Consider the following 18,260-nt stretch of genomic DNA (forward strand, 5'->3'; position numbering starts at 1 on the left):
TCACTGGGAAATACCCATCGTGTGGCACAAAAAAGGAGAAAATTGATGGCTACAAGCGCTAACAGGCTTGAGATTCTGCAAATTGCAGATGCTGTTGCACGTGAAAAGTCAATCGACCGTGAAATTGTCATTTCTGCGATGGCTGATGCTATTCAAAAAGCAGCACGTTCTCGTTATGGTCAAGAAACCAATATCCGTGCTGAAATCAATTCTAAAACAGGTGAAATTAAATTACAACGCCTGCTTAAAATCGTTGATGTCGTTGAAGACTATACTACGGAAATTACTTTGTCTGATGCTCTCAAACATCAAGCAGAAGCAAAAATTGGTGATTTTTTTGCTGATCTTTTACCTCCTATGGATTTTGGACGTATCGCAGCACAATCTGCTAAACAGGTTATTGTACAAAAAGTACGCGACGCAGAGCGTGACCAGCAATATGAAGAATTCAAAAATAAAGTTGGTGAAATTATTTCTGGTACAGTTAAACGTGTGGAATATGGTAACGTTATTGTTGATCTCGGACGCGGTGAAGCTATTGTGCGCCGTGATGAATTAATTCCTCGTGAATCATTCCGCTATGGAGATCGTATTCGTGCTTTTGTTAATGATGTACACCGTGAAACGCGTGGTCCGCAAATTTTCCTTTCACGCACACACCCCCAATTTATGGTAAAACTTTTCACTATGGAAGTGCCAGAAATTTATGATGGTATTATAGAAATCAAATCTGTTGCTCGTGATCCAGGTTCACGGGCTAAAATCGCCGTTGTTTCACGCGATGGTTCCATTGATCCTGTTGGAGCATGCGTTGGAATGCGAGGAAGTCGTGTACAAGCTGTTGTTGCTGAATTACAAGGCGAAAAAATTGATATTATTCCTTGGTCGCCTGATGCGGCAACATTTGTCGTTAATGCACTGCAACCTGCTGAAGTTTCTAAAATCATCCTTGATGAAGATGCTGAACGCATTGAAGTTATTGTGCCAGATGATCAACTTAGCCTTGCTATTGGACGACGTGGACAAAATGTTCGCTTGGCTTCGCAACTAACAGGATGGAACATTGATATTTTAACGGAGAAGGAAGAATCTGAAAATCGTCAAAAAGAATTTACTGAACGGAGTAAATTGTTTATGGAGGCCTTAGAGGTTGACGAAATGATCGGACAGGTTATGGCATCAGAGGGTTTTTCTTCTATTGAAGAAATCGCCTATATTGATCTTGAAGAAATCGCTTCTATTGATGGTTTTGACCATGATACCGCCGCTGAAATCCAAAGTCGTGCCCGCGAATATCTTGATCATCAAGAAAAAGAACTTGATGAAAAACGCAAAAAGCTCGGAGTTTCTGACGAATTGCGAACACTTCCTGGAATGACAAATGCTATGTTGGTTGCTGTAGGTGAGGATGGTATAAAAACAATAGAAGACTTTGCTGGCTATGCCGTTGATGATTTAACTGGTTGGAGAGAACGCAAAGAAGGTCAAACACAGAATTTTTCTGGTATTTTAACCCCTTTTGACATTACACGCGCGGATGCAGAAGCTATGGTTTTAGCTGCACGTGTACAAGCAGGCTGGATAGACCAAGCTGATCTTGTTACAGAAAATCTTGTAGAAGATGAAAATTCTGCAGAAAATGAAAAAACAGATGATTTGGATGTGGATACACTTTAAATGAATGAGCGGACTTGCATTGTGACCAGAAAAAATGCTTCAGCACAAACGCTGATCCGTTTCGTTATTGGTCCCAATAACCAAATTGTTCCTGATCTTAAAGCGAATTTACCAGGGCGTGGCGTTTGGATTTCTGCCCATTATGCTGTTATTGAGAAAGCAATCAAACAGAAAGCTTTTCATAGAAACTTTAAAACAGATGTTGAGGTTGCACCAAATCTTGTGCATGTTGTTGATACGCTTTTACTAAAAGCCGCTCTTTCAAGCCTTTCTATGGCACGAAAAGCGGGAGCAGTTGTTATGGGAGCAACAAAGGTTGATGCTGCTATCCGCTCTGGTAAAGTTATTCTTGTACTTCATGCGAAAGAAACAACAGAAGATGGGAAACGAAAAATTGCACAAGCCATCCATTCAATACAACAACAAACAAATCGGACTATAAAAACCATATCTTTATTTACAAGTGATGAAATGCGAGTGGCTTTTGGCTCTAATCCTGTAATGCACGCAGCCTTATTGGACACAAAAGCTGCTGAGGGATTTCTCAAAACGACATATAAATTGATCAGCTATCGTGACGACAAGCATAGTAAGCCTAGTGAGATGACGGCACAAGCCGTGAAGGAAGTACAATGAGTGAAAATAACAACGACAAAACAACAGTCAAGAAGACACTAACTCTCAAGCGGTCTGTCTTGGAAACGAGCACGGTCAAACAAAATTTTAGCCATGGCCGTACGAAGGCTGTCGTTGTCGAAACCAAACGGCGTAAAATTACGCGACCTGATGAAAAAGCTGAAACCCCACAGCCCATTACAAAGCCACATGTGGCTCCCCAGCGCTCTAAACCGCGTTTTGAGGAAAAAAAACCTCAAGAATCTGCGACCAAAAGCAATCTTTCATCGACTGAAATGGAAGCGAGACTTCGCGCATTAGAAGAAGCACATATCCAAGAAAGAATAACGCGAGAACAAGCCGAAGAAGAAGAAAGACGCGCTAAAGAGCGTGAAGAAATTTTACAGCAAGAAATTAAAGAAAAAGAAATATATCTCCAACAAGAAGAAGAAATATCGCCAGTACAAGCTCCACCTGTTTCCCCTCTCATTGAACAGACAGATATTCCTATTGCGCCTAAAAACACAACCGTGGTTGAAAAACGCAAAATAGATGAAAATAAAGAGGAAGAACGGCATAGTCGACGTGCCAATCCTGCTAAATCAGAAATACGTGTACCGAAAGTTGTCAAAGGAGCTGTTGAGCGGCGACGTGGAAAGCTAACTCTGAATAGTGCACTGGATGAAGAAGGAAGCGCACGTGGACGCTCAATGGCTGCAATGCGGCGTAGACAGGAAAAGTTTAAGCGTGCACAAAATCAAGAACCAAGAGAAAAAATTTCTCGCGAAGTTGTTCTTCCTGAAACGATTACCATTCAAGAGCTCGCACAACGTATGACTGAGCGTTCTGTTGATGTGATTAAATTCTTGATGAAACAAGGACAAATGATGAAACCTGGCGATGTTATTGATGCAGATGTTGCCGAACTCATCGCTGTTGAATTTGGCCATACTGTTAAACGTGTTTTAGAATCTGACGTAGAGGAAGGTATCTTTAATATAACAGATAATCCTCAAAACATGCAGCAGCGCCCTCCTGTTGTAACCATTATGGGCCATGTTGACCACGGAAAAACTTCTCTTTTGGATGCTATTCGTAAAGCAAATGTTGTTTCTGGCGAAGCAGGAGGTATTACGCAGCATATTGGTGCCTATCAAGTAGAACAAAACGGTCAAAAAATTACCTTTATTGATACACCAGGACATGCTGCATTCACGGCTATGCGTGCACGTGGAGCTCGTGTTACCGATATTGCTGTTCTCGTCGTAGCCGCTGATGATAGTGTTATGCCCCAAACGATTGAATCAATCAATCATGCGAAAGCCGCTGGTGTACCTATCATTGTTGCTATCAACAAAATTGATAAACCAGCTGCGAATGCACAAAAAGTGCGTACAGAACTTTTACAACATGAAGTGTTTGTTGAAACTATGGGCGGAGAAACTTTGGACGTTGAAGTTTCTGCTAAAACTGGTCAAAATCTTGATAAACTTCTCGAAGCTATCCTTCTTCAGGCTGAAATGCTTGATCTGAAAGCAGATTCTCAACGAACTGCAGAAGGCGTTATCATTGAAGCCAAATTGGATCGCGGGCGTGGATCTGTTGCAACAGTTCTTGTTCAAAAAGGTACATTACATCCTTCTGATATTATAGTTGCCGGAAATGAATGGGGTCGTGTGCGTGCTTTGATTGATGACCATGGACACCATGTCAAAGAGGCCGTTCCCTCTACACCGATTGAAATTTTAGGCATGCAAGGAACGCCACAAGCCGGAGACCGTTTTGCTGTTGTCACACATGAAGCAAAAGCACGTGAAATTTCTGAATACCGTCAACGATTAGCACGTGATAAAGCTGTTGCGCGGCAAACTGGTTCGCGTGGTTCTCTTGAGCAGATGATGACAAAATTGCAAACGACTGGTGTTAAGGAATTTTCTCTTATTATAAAAGGGGATGTACAAGGATCAATTGAAGCAATCGCTTCAGCATTGGAAAAACTCGGAAATGATGAGGTTCGTGCGCGTATTGTACATTCTGGTGCTGGAGGAATTACCGAAAGTGATATTTCTCTTGCGGAAGCTTCTAACTCTGCTGTAATTGGTTTTAATGTTCGAGCCAATAAGCAAGCACGTGATTTTGCTAAAACACAAGGAATTGAAATTCGTTATTACAACATCATTTATGATCTTGTTGACGATATCAAGGCTGCCATGTCTGGATTACTCTCACCAGAACAGCGTGAAACTTTCCTTGGTAATGCTGAAATTCTAGAAGTCTTTAACATTACAAAAATTGGAAAAGTTGCAGGATGTCGTGTTACAGAAGGTAAAATAGAACGAGGAGCCGGTGTTCGCCTTATCCGCGATAATATCGTTATTCACGAAGGAAAGCTGAAAACACTCAAACGCTTTAAGGATGAAGTCAATGAAGTGCAAAGTGGTCAAGAATGTGGAATAGCCTTTGAAAATTATGAAGACATGCGCGCAGGAGACATCATTGAAATTTTCCGTATCGAACATATTAATCGCACATTATAAAATAATCCAATAACTTTACTCTGTTGTAAAATGAAGAAAGTTATTAGGTTTTATACACAAGATCTCTTTTTCCTTATCTAAATGGTCAAAAAAAGAGATCTTGTAGCAAGGATAAAACTTTGATGAAAAATGCAAAGCCATCACAACGGCAACTTAGAGTAGCAGAGCAAGTACGTCATGCAATAGCGCATATACTACAGCGTGATATTTTGCTTGATGACATCTTGAAAGATATTGTTATTTCTGTCTCTGAAGTACGCATGTCACCAGATTTAAAAATTGCTACTTGCTTTGTATCTCCTCTCAGCACTCTTAAAAATGCTTCTCATACCGATGTTGTTGATACCCTCAATAAACATAGTCGTTTTCTCCGTGGAGAAATCAGTCATGCGTTGCGACAAATGAAATATATACCTGAACTGCGTTTCCGACTTGATAATAGTTTTGATAATTTTTCAAAAATTGATGCCCTCCTTCGCTCGCCTGAGGTTGCACGCGATCTTCACCATAGTGATAAAGATGAGGATTAAAGATATGGTGCGGCAACGCAAAAAAAAAGGGCGTCCTGTTTCTGGCTGGGTCATATTTGATAAACCAAGAGGAATGAAATCAACAGAAGCTGTCTCACAAATCAAATGGCTTTTTCATGCACAAAAGGCAGGACATGCAGGAACACTTGATCCTCTTGCTTCTGGTCTCCTTCCCATTGCATTGGGCGAAGCAACCAAAACCGTCCCTTACGTGATGCAAGGCAAAAAAACTTACCGTTTTCATATCGCTTGGGGAGAAGAGCGTTCAACAGATGATCTAGAGGGCGAAATAACGAAAACTTCTCTCAAACGTCCAACACAAGAAGAAATACTTGCTCTTCTTCCTCAGTATACAGGTATTATTTTGCAAACGCCTCCGCAATTTTCAGCAATAAAAATTGCCGGAAATCGTGCCTATGATTTAGCGCGTGAAGGGGAAGTTGTTGAAATTCCGCCCCGTGAAGTGGAAATAGAAACTTTCAAATTATTAGAAATGCCTACTAAAAAGCACTCTGTCTTTGAAATAACCTGCGGAAAAGGAACTTATGTGCGCTCTTTAGCACGCGATATGGGACGTGATCTAGGTTGCTATGGGCATATTGCTGATTTAAGGCGTATTTCCGTCGCACCTTTTGATGAAGAAGATCTCATTACATGGGACGAACTAAAAGCGGCCGTTCCGCCAAATAAAAACACTACAGATGAAAATAATCGTTCTTTTGAAAAAAACTTCACAACACTCGATGAGCTCTTAATTGAAACAAGTGCTGCATTGGATTGCCTCCCTCACTATATCCTTAATGAAACTCAAGCACAGAGAATTATAAAGGGTCATTCTATCCTCTTAAATCATCACAAAGTACCTCTTGATAAAGATGAGATTTTTGTCCTCTATAAAGAACAACTTCTTGCCATTGGCACCCTCGACAAAAGTTTATTTAAACCGAAGCGAATTTTCACAATTTAATCGATTCTTTTACACACCTACCTTTTGCGAAAAGATATTTTTCTCTATCAATTAAGAAAAATATGGTGCTTTTCATTGTCTATATTTACCGTATTCATATCAAAATTTAAGTCAATGCTATAAGCTAACAGCACCACACACTTTTTCCTCTTAATGTCGCAACAATCGTTGCATTTGAAAGGATTCATAAGAGGCTTTTTATTTCTCATTCAATCGTTTTTTACTCACACTTTAACCCTCATTTGTAATGTGCAAGCGAAGATTTGGACTGATTTACTCTAAATAGATTTGAAACGAGAAAGCTTAAGATTTTTAGGACTATCACTCAACATGAAAATGACAAATAATCATTATAAATCAATTTGTTAACTATTTAAGCAGTAATTTTTGTTATGATTATGCTAACAAATCGATCAAAATAATATTAACGTATTTAATATTTTACAAAAACTGTTTTAACCCTAAGGGAGATGATCAGAGGAGACTTTTAAAAGCATCTCATTGGCTTGGGGTATTGTTTGGCGTTCAATCATACGATGCACTCTTATGCCGTTAGGAGCACAATTTAAATGACGCAAACGCTTATTAACTTCTGCATCCGCTTTTGTACGACGATGATTATGGCGCAAATAATCTACCCATGTTGGCATATGATAAGCCTCTGTCCAATATTCAGGTCTTTCAAGATCTCGTAAAAGGACCCACTGACGTGCACCATCACGTAACCGAATATGGCGTCGACGCGTCATCACTTTGAGAAACTCTTCGAGATCATTTTCATGAATTTGATAATCAATCATTATCATGATCGGGCCACTTCTTGCTTTGAGGTCGAGTAATAATTCCGGCTCTCTAAAATGATCAAGAGGATTTAAATCTATCTGAGGAATTTCTTGAATTCTAAATTTTACCCCCGCAAGAGCACCAAAAATCAAGAATAGAGAACAAACACTTAAAGCAATTGTTGGAGAATAACCATCAGCTAAACCTCCCCAGATTGCACTTCCAATAGCCATCCCCCCATAAGACGCCGTTTGATAAAGCGCTAAAGAACGTGCAACAACCCAGCGTGGTGTAGAGAGTTGTACAGATGTATTAAACAATGATAATGCCAAAACCCAACATAAACCTGCAGGAAATAAAGCAATATGGCTTATAATTAGTGAACGGCTGATTCCCAATAAAAAGCAAGAAAAGGCGAAACCAATAAATGCACTTGCAATAATTGTTTCTGAACGAAAATGATGCCGTACAACTGCATTAATAATACCTGCGGTCATGGCTCCTAACCCAAAACAACCGAGCAATGTACCATAAAGAAGGGCACTTCCTTCAAGAACTTTATGCGCAACAATTGGCAAAAGTGCTAAAATAGAAATTGCTCCTATACCAAACAGGAACGCTCGGACCATAATACTCAGGAGATTAGGTGACATCGCAACATAACGCAAACCATCTGAGACAGCTCCTAACAGCCTTTCTCGTGGCAATGAGTTTTTTTCATAATTCGACTTCCAGAAAAATAACGCACCGATAAGAGGAATATAGCTTATAGCATTAAACAAAAAAGCAGCAGATGCCCCCAAAGTTGCAATGATGGCACCACCAATAGCAGGACCAACACTCCGCATCAAATTAAAGCCGACACTATTCAGACTAACAGCAGCAGGAATATTTTTCCTGCTCACAATATCTCCTATCGTTGCTTGCCAAGAAGGATTATAAAAAGCTGTGCCACATCCAATCAAAAACGTAAAACATAACAAAAGCCAAGGTGTTAGAAATCCCATATAGGCTAAAACAAATAAACTCATGGATATGACCATCATCATAATCTGCGCACACAACATAATTTGACGCCGATTAAAATTATCAGCTAATGCCCCAGCCATCAAAGAAAACATAACAAGTGGTAATGTTGTGGCACTTTGAACAAGCCCAACCATGGAATGCGAAGAACTGATCAACGCCATTAACCACCCTGCCCCAACAGCCTGTATCAGCCCCCCTAAATTAGAAATAAGAGTAGATGACCATAAATTTCGAAATACCGAATTACGAAAAAGTTTTAATGTTGAAATGCTCTGCATCTTTTTCCTCCAAATCGGTATTTATCATCTTTGTTACCACACACACGCTCATAATCTTTGTATCAAAAGGATGCATAATTCTTTAAAAAACTTCTCATAAAACTCCATTTAAATCAATATTGCAAAACAAAGGCTTTTATTTAAAGAAAGACTTCAAAATGCTGTCAAGGACTAGTATTTTAACCTTCTTTCCTATATAAGGACGAAAATAGGTAAGAGTCTTCGACTCTTCTTGTTTTCTCACAGACCCTTGCTGAACGACATCTCGGCTATGGGTGACTTTATGTTTCTTCGTTTTTGGAAAGGATAATACGATGTCGATTACAGCTGAACGTAAACAAGCTCTTGTCGCAGAATACGCAAATAAAGTTGGTGATACAGGATCACCGGAAGTACAGATTGCTGTACTTTCTGAACGTATTTCTAATTTAACAAACCACTTTAAATTTCACAAAAAGGATAATCATTCTCGTCGTGGTCTTTTGAAGATGGTGTCTCAACGCCGGCGCCTTCTTGATTATCTTAAAGGAGTTGACCAAAATCGTTATCAAACACTTATCAAGAAGTTAGGTTTGCGTCGCTAAAAGAAAAATGGTGGTGGTGTTTAAAAAAACACCCATTTTTTCAACGTGTTGCTTTTAATTAAAAAATTTAAAAACTGACAAGTTATTATGGGATAGGACTGCTTATCGTTTTGCATTTAAGGCAGTTTACTTCTCTCTTCTCGTAACAAAGATAAAAAGTATGTTGTCCACCCCAGAGCTTGAAAATATGCTACGCAAAACCAGAATGTGAGCAATCAAAGATTTAAACACTGGTCATTAAGGATAAAAAATGTTCAAAACGCACAAGATAGAAATTGAATGGGCTGGGCGTCCTCTCACCCTTGAAACAGGGAAAATAGCACGTCAAGCTGATGGTGCAGTGATTGCTACCTATGGAGAAACTATTGTCTTAGCAACCGTTGTATCAGCCAAAAGTTCAAAACCAGACCAGGATTTTTTTCCACTCACTGTTAATTATCAAGAAAAATCCTATGCTGTTGGTAGAATACCTGGGGGCTATTTAAAACGTGAAAGTCGACCAAGTGAAAATGAAACTTTGGTTTCACGTTTGATTGATCGCCCAATTCGTCCCCTTTTCGTTGAAGGATATAAAAATGATACGCAAGTGATTGTTTCCGTTATACAGCATGATCTCGAAAATAATCCCGATATCCTTGCGATGATTGCATCTTCTGCTGCATTGACCCTGTCAGGTGTTCCTTTCATGGGGCCTATAGCTGGTGCCCGTGTTGGCTATTGTAATGGACAATATGTTCTCAATCCTCATATCGATGAAATGCCTGAATCAAAACTTGATCTTGTTGTTGCTGGAACAGAAAGTGCTGTTTTGATGGTTGAATCAGAAGCACAAGAATTACCGGAAGATATCATGTTGGGTGCTGTGATGTTTGGTCACAAAGGCCTTCAACCTGTCCTTGATGCCATTATAAAGCTTGCTGAAGTTGCTGCAAAAGATCCTCGTGATTTTGTTCCTGAAGATCTTTCTAAACTTGAAAAAGCAATGCAGAAAATGGCAGAACTGGATATACGAAAGGCTTACACAATTACCGATAAGCAAGAACGTTATGCTGCAATTGATGCACTAAAGACAGAAATCCTCAATAAATTTATGCCGGAAACAGAAGAAGACTGTAAGTTTAGTACAGACCAAATTGCAACCGTATTTAAACAGTTGCAAGCAAAAATTGTTCGCGGGAATATTCTTGATACCCAAAAGCGGATTGATGGACGCACTCTTTCTACCGTGCGCCCTATCCAATCAGAAGTAAGTATTTTACCCCGCACACATGGATCAGCACTCTTTACCCGCGGAGAGACGCAAGCTATTGTCGTTGCAACACTAGGAACTGGTGAAGATGAACAATATGTTGATTCCTTAACGGGAATGTATAAGGAAACATTCCTTCTCCATTACAATTTTCCACCATTTTCAGTGGGTGAAACGGGACGTCTTGGTTCTCCTGGTCGTCGTGAAATTGGACATGGCAAATTGGCATGGCGAGCAATTCACCCCATGTTGCCAACGAAAGAATCTTTTCCTTATACTATTCGTGCTGTCTCAGAAATCACTGAATCCAATGGATCTTCTTCTATGGCAACGGTTTGTGGGACCTCACTTGCTCTCATGGATGCCGGCGTTCCTCTAGCACGCCCTGTTGCTGGTATTGCTATGGGCTTGATTAAAGAAGGAGAACGCTTTGCTGTTCTATCTGATATTTTAGGGGATGAAGATCATCTTGGAGATATGGATTTTAAAGTCGCAGGAACAGAAAATGGTATTACTGCCTTGCAAATGGATATCAAAATTGATGGTATTACCGAAGAGATTATGAAAATCGCGCTTGAACAAGCCAAAGGTGGACGAATCCATATCCTCAATGAGATGGCGAAAGCTTTAACCAGTGCACGTGCTGAGCTGAGTGAATTTTCTCCACGAATCGAAGTTATGAATATTTCTGTCGATAAAATCCGTGATGTTATCGGCTCTGGTGGTAAAGTTATTCGGGAAATCGTGGAACAAACTGGAGCAAAAATTAATATTGAAGATGATGGTACCATTAAAATTGCTTCTGCTGATGCTAAAACCATTGAAGCAGCAAAACGCTGGATCCATTCTATTGTCGATGAGCCTGAAGTTGGTGCTATCTACCAAGGAACAGTTGTAAAAACTGCAGAATTTGGTGCATTTATAAACTTCTTTGGTTCTCGTGATGGACTCGTTCATATCTCTCAGCTTGCATCAGAACGCGTCACCAAAACAACCGATATTGTGAAGGAAGGTGACAAAGTTTGGGTTAAATTAATGGGCTTTGATGAGCGTGGAAAAGTTCGGTTATCAATGAAGGTTGTTGATCAAAAAACCGGAAAAGAAATCACCGGTGATAAAGCGATGAATGAAGAAAAATGCGTGGATGAAAAAAAACAACCTGAAAATAAGCGCCGCCGTAAGAAAAAAGAAGAGTAAATTTTTCCTCTTATCGTATCATGAAATGCCATCCCAACATTGGAGTGGCATTTTTCTTTGAAAGAGTCATATGTGCTATTATTTTTGCCTTTTGAAAATCATGAACTCCCGTATCCTGCTCCAAACCAATTTTGGCTAAGTTTCGGTTTAACAGAAATCCCAGCTTCAGAGTGGGCACAGAATTTAAAAGTTATTACGCCTTGGCGACCAGATTTTTTAAAATTTGTCGATACTCAATTTCACTGCTCTCCTCAAATAGATAAAACCTTCAGCTATGATGGTGCATTTTTACATTTGAGCAAATATCGTGGTTTTAACCAAAATTGTTTTCTTGATTTATTAGAATGCGTTAAACCCAATGGATGGATTGTAATCAGTGGAAATAAAACTGCTGGTGCTGCTTCAATAATGAAGTGGGTCAAAACAATTGTTCCCGTCACCAACAAATTGTCTAAAAATCATGGTCTTGTATTTTGGTTGCAAGTTCCTCAACAAATTGAGAGACATAACATTGCACAATTGCGCTCACCACCGCTCACTTTTGGTAAATTTCAAACCACTTCTGGTATGTTCTCGCACGGACGTATTGATCCAGGATCTGCTGCGCTTGCTTCTTATATGCTTAAAGTTATTTCTGGAAAAACGGCTGATTTTGGTGCTGGATGGGGCTATCTTTCTCACGTTGCACTTGAAAGAAGTGAAAAACTCACCGCTCTCGACCTTTATGAAGCAGACTACAACGCTTTGAGAGCAGCAAAACAGCACCTTGAATCTATAACAACTTCTTGCCCGATTCATTTTTATTGGCACGACCTTGTGCATGAACCTATCACAAATCTGTATGACACAATCATTTCAAACCCACCGTTTCACACACAACAAACGACAGATGTTTCATTAGGAAAAAATTTTATTATAAATGCTGCAAAGTGCCTAAAACCAAGCGGCCGTCTGCTTTTTGTTGCAAACCGCCACCTGCCTTATGAAACATTATTAAAAAATATTTTCCGCACAGTATTGATACATGAACAAGCCCATGGTTTCAAAATTATCGAAGCGCGCAGATAAAGGAAACAAGCGATAACTCTAAAGAATAAAACGTGAAAGATCGATATCAGCAGCAAGCTCACCAATAGATTTTCTCACATAAGCGGCATCAATTGTAAACGATGTTCCAGCTTTATCAGGTGCTGTGAAAGAAATTTCATCCAAAACGCGCTCCATCACTGTTTGCAAACGACGTGCCCCTATATTTTCAATCCTTGCATTTAAATCTACAGCAATATCTGCTAAAGCATCAATTGCATCATCGGTAATTTCCAAATGAACCTCTTCTGTTGCCATAAGAGCAATATATTGTTTAATCAAACTAGCTTCTGGTTCCGTTAGAATGCGCCGTAAATCTTCTCTTGTTAAAGGGTTAAGCTCCACACGGATGGGCAAACGTCCTTGAAGTTCCGGTAATAGATCAGATGGCTTAGAAACATGGAATGCACCTGAGGCAATAAAAAGAATATGATCTGTTTTGATTTGCCCATATTTTGTACTAACCGTTGTTCCTTCAACCAAAGGTAAAAGATCACGTTGAACGCCCTCACGCGAAACGGCAGCACTGGCTCCACCATCCCTAGTTGCAATTTTATCAATCTCGTCAATAAAAACAATCCCGTCATTTTCAGCAACACGAAGCGCTTCTTGAATAATGTGATCCTGATCAAGGAGTTTTTCAGATTCATCATCAATAAGCGGCTTAAAAGCATCCCTTACTGTCGTCTTACGGACTTTTGTACGACTGCCCATTTTGCCCAAAATATCTGATAAATTCATAATACCCATTTGTGCCCCAGGCATACCAGGAATATCAAAGGTTGAAGCACTATTGCTATTATTATCAGCGACTTCAATTTCAATCTCTTTCTCATCCAATTCACCTTCACGCAATTTTTTGCGAAAACTATCACGGGTAGCGGGACTGGCTGTTTTACCAACAAGGGCGTCTAAAACGCGCTCTTCAGCATTCACGTGAGCCTTTTCTTTTATTTCATCCCGTTTCTTTTCACGCACAAGAGAAATGGCAATTTCAACAAGATCTCGAATAATTTGCTCAACATCACGTCCCACATAACCAACTTCAGTAAATTTAGTCGCTTCTACTTTAACAAAGGGTGCTCCAGAAAGTTTTGCTAATCGACGCGCAATGCCAGTTTTACCAACACCTGTTGGCCCTATCATTAAAATATTTTTTGGCATAACTTCTTCACGCATCGGCTCATCAAGCTGTTGTCTACGCCACCGATTGCGCAGTGCGATAGCTACGGAGCGTTTGGCATCATTTTGGCCAATAATAAAACGATCAAGTTCAGAAACAGTCTCACGAGGGGAAAATACAACACACATTTAAATAGCTTTCTCTAAAGAAGATAATTCTGCATCCAATGTTTCAATTGTAAAATGATCATTGGTGTAAACACAAATTTTAGCGGCAATAGCCATAGCTTTACGAGCAATAGTTTCTGCATCCAAATCCAAGTCCATGAGTGCACGCGCTGCTGAAAGAGCAAAATTTCCTCCAGAGCCAATTGCCATAACCCCATCTTCTGGTTCTAAAACATCACCAAGCCCTGTTAGAGCCAAAGTTACTTTCTTATCAGCCACGAGCATCATTGCTTCGAGACGACGCAAATAGCGGTCTGTTCGCCAATCTTTTGCAAGTTCTACACATGCACGCATAAGCTGATCAGGATATTGCTCAAGCTTTGTTTCCAATCTTTCCAGTAATGTGAAAGCATCTGCTGTAGCACCTGCAAAACCAGCAATCACCACTCCGTTCTTTCCAAGACGACGCACTTTACGTGCATTACCTTTCATAATTGTCTGCCCAAGAGAGACCTGACCATCACCGGCCATCACAACTTTTCCACCTTTTCGTACCGTAATAATTGTTGTACCATACATTATGTCTGGCTTATGTTCTGTCATAAGGAGACTCCTTAATATTAACTTTACTTTTTAATATTGATTTTTTCATACAATGTAAAACTCAACTACTATTGTCCTATTTAAGAACATACACAGCAAAACACAATGATTCAGCATAACTCAATTTGTTGAAAATGGAAAAATGATATCATTGTTGTCAATGTAAATTACTGCTAAATAGCTTTATATAAACAGTTTGTGCCTTTTAGAGGAAAATTATGAAAAAAATAGCCATAGGGACCTTAGGTGGAACAATTGCAATGACTGCTGATCGTTTTGGTCACATGCAACCGACTTTAACTTCAGATAACCTCATAAAAAGTGTTCCTGATTTAAATAACGTTGCTGATATTCATGCACAAACATTAATGCAAATACCAAGTGGATCTTTATCGTTTCAAATTCTTTTTGAAATAATCGAGTGGGCAAAACAACAAATAAATGCTGGTGCAGAAGGTATTGTTTTAACACAAGGAACTGATACTCTGGAAGAAACAGCTTTTTTTCTTTCTCTTTATTGGAAGGAAGCTGAACCACTCATCATAACCGGCGCTATGCGCATGCCTCATGAAGCAGGCGCAGACGGCCCCGCCAATATTTTAGCAGCCACTCGTGTCGCAGCAGCCCCACAAAGTCGTAATAGGGGCGTTCTTGTTGTCATAAATGATACAATTCATTCACCTTATTGGCTCTATAAAAGCCATACCGTCAAAATCGAAACATTTCAATCAGGTCTTGCAGGTATTTTAGGAACTATTTTAGAGGGAAAACTTATTTATTTCAATGATCAAAAGCTTTTTCCGACAACGTTTGATCTTCCCCAAAACCACAATCATCAAATTGCACTCCTCTATTCCTCTTTATCATCTGATGCACAATTAATGAAACTATGCCTTGAAAGTGGGTATTATGCTGGAGTTGTTATTGCTGGTTTTGGTGCAGGACACTGTAGTTTTCAAGAAGCAGACCTTGTACAACAATATGCACAAAAAATACCAATCATTATTGCTAGTCGTTGTTGTAATGGCTCAACAACTCGTATAACTTATGGCTATAAAGGCTCAGAAATCGATATGATTGCTTCTGGTGCTCTCATGTCTGGTTATTTATCAGCCGTAAAAGCGCGTCTACTTTTATGGGCTTTTTTAGCGCAAGGGCACTCATTAGCACAAATCCGTGCAAACTGGAATGACTGGACTATAAGTTAATGAAAAATGATCTATTATCTTAAAGAAGAGAGCATGCAAAACAAAATTTATTTGAAAATCAAGCCGCTCATCTGTCCACTTTTAATCGATTGCTGCGGCAAAAAATTCTCGACCAATACAAATGATTGATACGATTATACAAAAAATTAATCAGGAAGATAATCTGGTCAAATGCGTTTCTGACCGATATTCACCCTATCGTGTTTTTACTGCACAAGAATGGTCAGAGTTTCGTGCAGACACACCTCTTACTTTGACTTTTGATGAAATTAAGCGTTTGCGCTCTATTGATGATCCTATCGATCTTAAAGAAGTCCAACGCATTTATCTTTCTTTATCGCGTCTATTATCATGCCATGTTGAAGCAGTACAGGAACTTTTTCACAAACGTCAGCAATTTCTCCATCAAGAAGAGAGTAGAAAAACGCCCTTTATTATTGGAATTGCTGGTTCTGTAGCAGTAGGAAAATCAACCACGGCTCGCATTCTTCAAGAACTGTTGAAACGATGGGCATCTAGTCTTAAAGTTGATCTGATCACAACGGATGGTTTTCTCTATCCTAATGCAATCTTACAGCAAAAAAATCGTATGAATCGTAAAGGATTTCCTGATTCCTATGACATTAAAAAACTGCTGTGCTTTCTTTCGGCTATAAAAGCAGGTATCGGAAATGTCCGTGCCCCGCTTTACTCACATATGACCTATGATGTTCTAGAAAATCAGACAATTACCATTGATCGTCCTGATATTTTAATTGTTGAAGGTATTAATGTATTACAGGTCAGTGATCTTCCTAAAGATGGGAAAGCTATTCCTTTCGTATCAGATTTTTTTGATTTTTCAATCTATGTCGATGCCGAAACAGAAGTCATTCGTCACTGGTATTTGGAGCGCTTTAAACGTTTGCGTAAAACAGCTTTTCAAAATCCTGAATCCTATTTTCATCGTTATGCCCTGCTCAGTGAAAAAGAAGCTTCAAAAATCGCTGAGGATCTTTGGCAAACAATTAATTTAAAAAATTTACAAGAAAATATATTGCCAACACGACCGCGATCCAATCTCATTCTACGAAAAGGAAAAAATCATTTGGTCGAGTATGTCGCACTTAGACGACTATAAGGATCTCATAACTATGCAGCACTATCACATTCATTTTACCTCAACGCGTATCGATAACAGTTGCCCTATCATCTTAGTAAACCAAAGAACTCTTGCCAACTTATCACTTGATGCGTCAACAACAGCATGGATAAAAGTTAATGACTTTACTGGTAAAGCAGGACAAATCCTCTTTGTTCCTCACGAAACAGGGCATTTAAAAAAAGTTTTATTTGGAATTGGCAATGGGAACGATCCCTTTATCACAGGACTGCTTGCTCAAAAACTTCCTGCTGGTCAATGGCATTTAGAAGGTACAACCTCTGATGAAATAAATGCCTATCTTGGATTAGCATTCGGTAGCTATCAATTTAATCGCTATCGTCAAAATTCTTCTTTCAAATCATTGTCCTTCCATGTCAATGAGGCCGTTGATCTTAATGAACTCCAACGAATTTATGAAGCTGTCTTTTTCGTCCGTGATCTCATCAATATTCCAGCCAATGATATGACCCCTGATGCTCTCGAAAAAGAAGCACGAAAACTAGGAAAAACCTACGGTGCTCATGTCCAAAGTATTTGTGGAGATGATCTCTTAACCCATAACTTTCCGATGATTCATGCCGTAGGACGAGCAGGCAGTACTGCACCGCGACTGATTGAGTTACACTGGGGGCAAGAACATCATCCTAAAATAACGTTGGTAGGCAAAGGGGTAACTTTTGATACGGGAGGACTCGATATTAAATCAGCCAATAACATGTTGCTTATGAAAAAAGACATGGGGGGTGGAGCAAACGTTTTGGGATTGGCTAAACTTATCATGGATGCCAAATTGCCTTTCCGTCTACGTGTTTTGATTCCAGCTGTAGAAAATGCAATTTCTGCGAATGCTTACCGACCAGGTGATATTCTCAAAAGTCGTAAAGGCTTAAGTGTTGAAGTAGGTAATACAGATGCTGAAGGGCGACTTGTCCTTGCCGATGCGCTCGCCTATGGTGATGAAGAAAGTCCACAATTCATGCTTTGTATGGCTACTTTAACAGGGGCAGCGCGTATAGCATTAGGACCAGATCTCCCCGCATTTTATTGCAATGATTCAATATGGGCACAACAAATCTCTGAATCTGCTCACGCTGTTTTTGATCCTCTTTGGCAAATGCCCCTTTGGAAACCTTACCAAGAGATGTTATCATCACCAATTGCTGATCTTAATAATATAACTGGAAATAGCTTTGCTGGCTCTATAACGGCTGCTTTATTTCTTAATTCTTTTGTTGAAAAAGCTGAACATTTTGCGCATTTTGATCTTTATGGATGGGTTCCAAAAGAAAAACCAGGATACCCTATTGGTGGATCAGCACAAACTATTCGTGCCCTTTATAATATTTTTAAAAATGAAGTTTGACACACAATATCCACAAAGATAGATAATTGTGCATCTTAAAGAATAATTGCAATCGTCTTAAACTGTGTTCTTAGTTTTGTTTGAGGATAAAAACTTTACCAATAGAGTTTTCATGAGTTT

General features: G+C 39.5%; 14 protein-coding genes. 11 read left to right on the forward strand and 3 right to left on the reverse strand.

From position 1 onward, the window contains the following. Positions 1 to 45: 45 nt before the first annotated feature. From nusA to truB, 5 genes are all read left to right on the forward strand, one after another. Positions 46 to 1,677, forward strand: a complete 1,632-nt coding sequence (gene nusA / locus ACFIKR_RS03930) for a transcription termination factor NusA (RefSeq protein ID WP_375658914.1) — start codon at positions 46 to 48, stop codon at positions 1,675 to 1,677. Then, entirely contained in the window at positions 1,678 to 2,313 is a 636-nt protein-coding gene (locus ACFIKR_RS03935) for an RNA-binding protein (protein WP_375658915.1), read from the forward strand. Beyond that, the gene (infB, locus tag ACFIKR_RS03940) at positions 2,310 to 4,829 is read left to right on the forward strand and encodes a translation initiation factor IF-2 (protein WP_375658916.1); all 2,520 of its coding nucleotides are present in this window, start codon (positions 2,310 to 2,312) and stop codon (positions 4,827 to 4,829) included. The genes ACFIKR_RS03935 and infB overlap by 4 nt, the downstream gene beginning before the upstream one ends. Positions 4,830 to 4,951: 122 nt before the next feature. Next, positions 4,952 to 5,359 carry a 30S ribosome-binding factor RbfA gene (rbfA, locus tag ACFIKR_RS03945; protein ID WP_375658917.1) on the forward strand — a complete coding sequence of 136 codons (408 nt, stop codon included), beginning with the start codon at positions 4,952 to 4,954 and terminating at the stop codon, positions 5,357 to 5,359. Positions 5,360 to 5,363: 4 nt separating this feature from the next. After that, the gene (gene truB, locus ACFIKR_RS03950) at positions 5,364 to 6,326 is read left to right on the forward strand and encodes a tRNA pseudouridine(55) synthase TruB (RefSeq protein WP_375658918.1); all 963 of its coding nucleotides are present in this window, start codon (positions 5,364 to 5,366) and stop codon (positions 6,324 to 6,326) included. Positions 6,327 to 6,787: 461 nt separating this feature from the next. Here the strand turns inward: truB and ACFIKR_RS03955 are convergent, their stop codons facing one another. Beyond that, complete coding sequence (locus ACFIKR_RS03955; RefSeq protein ID WP_375658919.1) at positions 6,788 to 8,416, reverse strand: MFS transporter; 1,629 nt, start codon at positions 8,414 to 8,416, stop codon at positions 6,788 to 6,790. A 314-nt stretch (positions 8,417 to 8,730) separates the two neighbouring features. Here ACFIKR_RS03955 and rpsO point away from each other — a divergent pair, with 314 nt between their 5' ends. From rpsO to ACFIKR_RS03970, 3 genes are all read left to right on the forward strand, one after another. Continuing rightward, the gene (rpsO, locus tag ACFIKR_RS03960; protein ID WP_375658920.1) at positions 8,731 to 9,000 is read left to right on the forward strand and encodes a 30S ribosomal protein S15; all 270 of its coding nucleotides are present in this window, start codon (positions 8,731 to 8,733) and stop codon (positions 8,998 to 9,000) included. Positions 9,001 to 9,250: 250 nt separating this feature from the next. Continuing rightward, on the forward strand, positions 9,251 to 11,446 hold the full coding sequence (pnp, locus tag ACFIKR_RS03965) for a polyribonucleotide nucleotidyltransferase (RefSeq protein ID WP_375658921.1): 2,196 nt from the start codon (positions 9,251 to 9,253) through the stop codon (positions 11,444 to 11,446). A gap of 72 nt (positions 11,447 to 11,518) precedes the next feature. Further along, positions 11,519 to 12,514 (forward strand): class I SAM-dependent methyltransferase, encoded by a 996-nt coding sequence (locus ACFIKR_RS03970; RefSeq protein ID WP_375658922.1) that lies wholly within the window; start codon positions 11,519 to 11,521, stop codon positions 12,512 to 12,514. An 18-nt stretch (positions 12,515 to 12,532) separates the two neighbouring features. Here the strand turns inward: ACFIKR_RS03970 and hslU are convergent, their stop codons facing one another. Next, positions 12,533 to 13,843: an ATP-dependent protease ATPase subunit HslU gene (hslU, locus tag ACFIKR_RS03975; protein WP_375658923.1), complete on the reverse strand. Its 1,311-nt coding sequence runs from the start codon at positions 13,841 to 13,843 to the stop codon at positions 12,533 to 12,535. Beyond that, positions 13,844 to 14,425, reverse strand: a complete 582-nt coding sequence (hslV, locus tag ACFIKR_RS03980) for an ATP-dependent protease subunit HslV (protein WP_012754621.1) — start codon at positions 14,423 to 14,425, stop codon at positions 13,844 to 13,846. It abuts the gene before it with no gap. Between the two features lie 218 nt (positions 14,426 to 14,643). Here hslV and ACFIKR_RS03985 point away from each other — a divergent pair, with 218 nt between their 5' ends. The 3 genes from ACFIKR_RS03985 to ACFIKR_RS03995 all read left to right on the forward strand — a co-directional run bounded on the left by ACFIKR_RS03985 (position 14,644) and on the right by ACFIKR_RS03995 (position 18,140). Beyond that, positions 14,644 to 15,633 (forward strand): asparaginase, encoded by a 990-nt coding sequence (locus tag ACFIKR_RS03985; RefSeq protein ID WP_375658924.1) that lies wholly within the window; start codon positions 14,644 to 14,646, stop codon positions 15,631 to 15,633. 121 nt (positions 15,634 to 15,754) lie between these two features. Then, a complete protein-coding gene (gene coaA, locus ACFIKR_RS03990) occupies positions 15,755 to 16,753 on the forward strand; it encodes a type I pantothenate kinase (RefSeq protein WP_375658925.1) in 999 nt (332 codons plus the stop codon). Positions 16,754 to 16,766: 13 nt separating this feature from the next. Next, positions 16,767 to 18,140, forward strand: coding sequence for a M17 family metallopeptidase (locus tag ACFIKR_RS03995; RefSeq protein ID WP_375658926.1), 1,374 nt, complete (start codon positions 16,767 to 16,769; stop codon positions 18,138 to 18,140). The last annotated feature ends 120 nt before the right edge of the window (positions 18,141 to 18,260 follow it).

This window comes from Bartonella sp. MR30HLJHH, assembly GCF_042194195.1.
GTDB lineage: Bacteria > Pseudomonadota > Alphaproteobacteria > Rhizobiales > Rhizobiaceae > Bartonella > Bartonella grahamii.

Bases quoted from the DNA above. Each gene is read 5' to 3' on its own strand.
- rpsO (WP_375658920.1), top strand. From the start codon at position 8,731: ATGTCGATTACAGCTGAACGTAAACAAGCTCTTGTCGCAGAATACGCA.
- hslU (WP_375658923.1), bottom strand. From the start codon at position 13,843: ATGTGTGTTGTATTTTCCCCTCGTGAGACTGTTTCTGAACTTGATCGT.
- infB (WP_375658916.1), top strand. From the start codon at position 2,310: ATGAGTGAAAATAACAACGACAAAACAACAGTCAAGAAGACACTAACT.
- ACFIKR_RS03955 (WP_375658919.1), bottom strand. From the start codon at position 8,416: ATGCAGAGCATTTCAACATTAAAACTTTTTCGTAATTCGGTATTTCGA.
- truB (WP_375658918.1), top strand. From the start codon at position 5,364: ATGGTGCGGCAACGCAAAAAAAAAGGGCGTCCTGTTTCTGGCTGGGTC.
- hslV (WP_012754621.1), bottom strand. From the start codon at position 14,425: ATGACAGAACATAAGCCAGACATAATGTATGGTACAACAATTATTACG.
- rbfA (WP_375658917.1), top strand. From the start codon at position 4,952: ATGAAAAATGCAAAGCCATCACAACGGCAACTTAGAGTAGCAGAGCAA.
- pnp (WP_375658921.1), top strand. From the start codon at position 9,251: ATGTTCAAAACGCACAAGATAGAAATTGAATGGGCTGGGCGTCCTCTC.
- coaA (WP_375658925.1), top strand. From the start codon at position 15,755: ATGATTGATACGATTATACAAAAAATTAATCAGGAAGATAATCTGGTC.
- ACFIKR_RS03985 (WP_375658924.1), top strand. From the start codon at position 14,644: ATGAAAAAAATAGCCATAGGGACCTTAGGTGGAACAATTGCAATGACT.
- ACFIKR_RS03995 (WP_375658926.1), top strand. From the start codon at position 16,767: ATGCAGCACTATCACATTCATTTTACCTCAACGCGTATCGATAACAGT.
- nusA (WP_375658914.1), top strand. From the start codon at position 46: ATGGCTACAAGCGCTAACAGGCTTGAGATTCTGCAAATTGCAGATGCT.
- ACFIKR_RS03935 (WP_375658915.1), top strand. From the start codon at position 1,678: ATGAATGAGCGGACTTGCATTGTGACCAGAAAAAATGCTTCAGCACAA.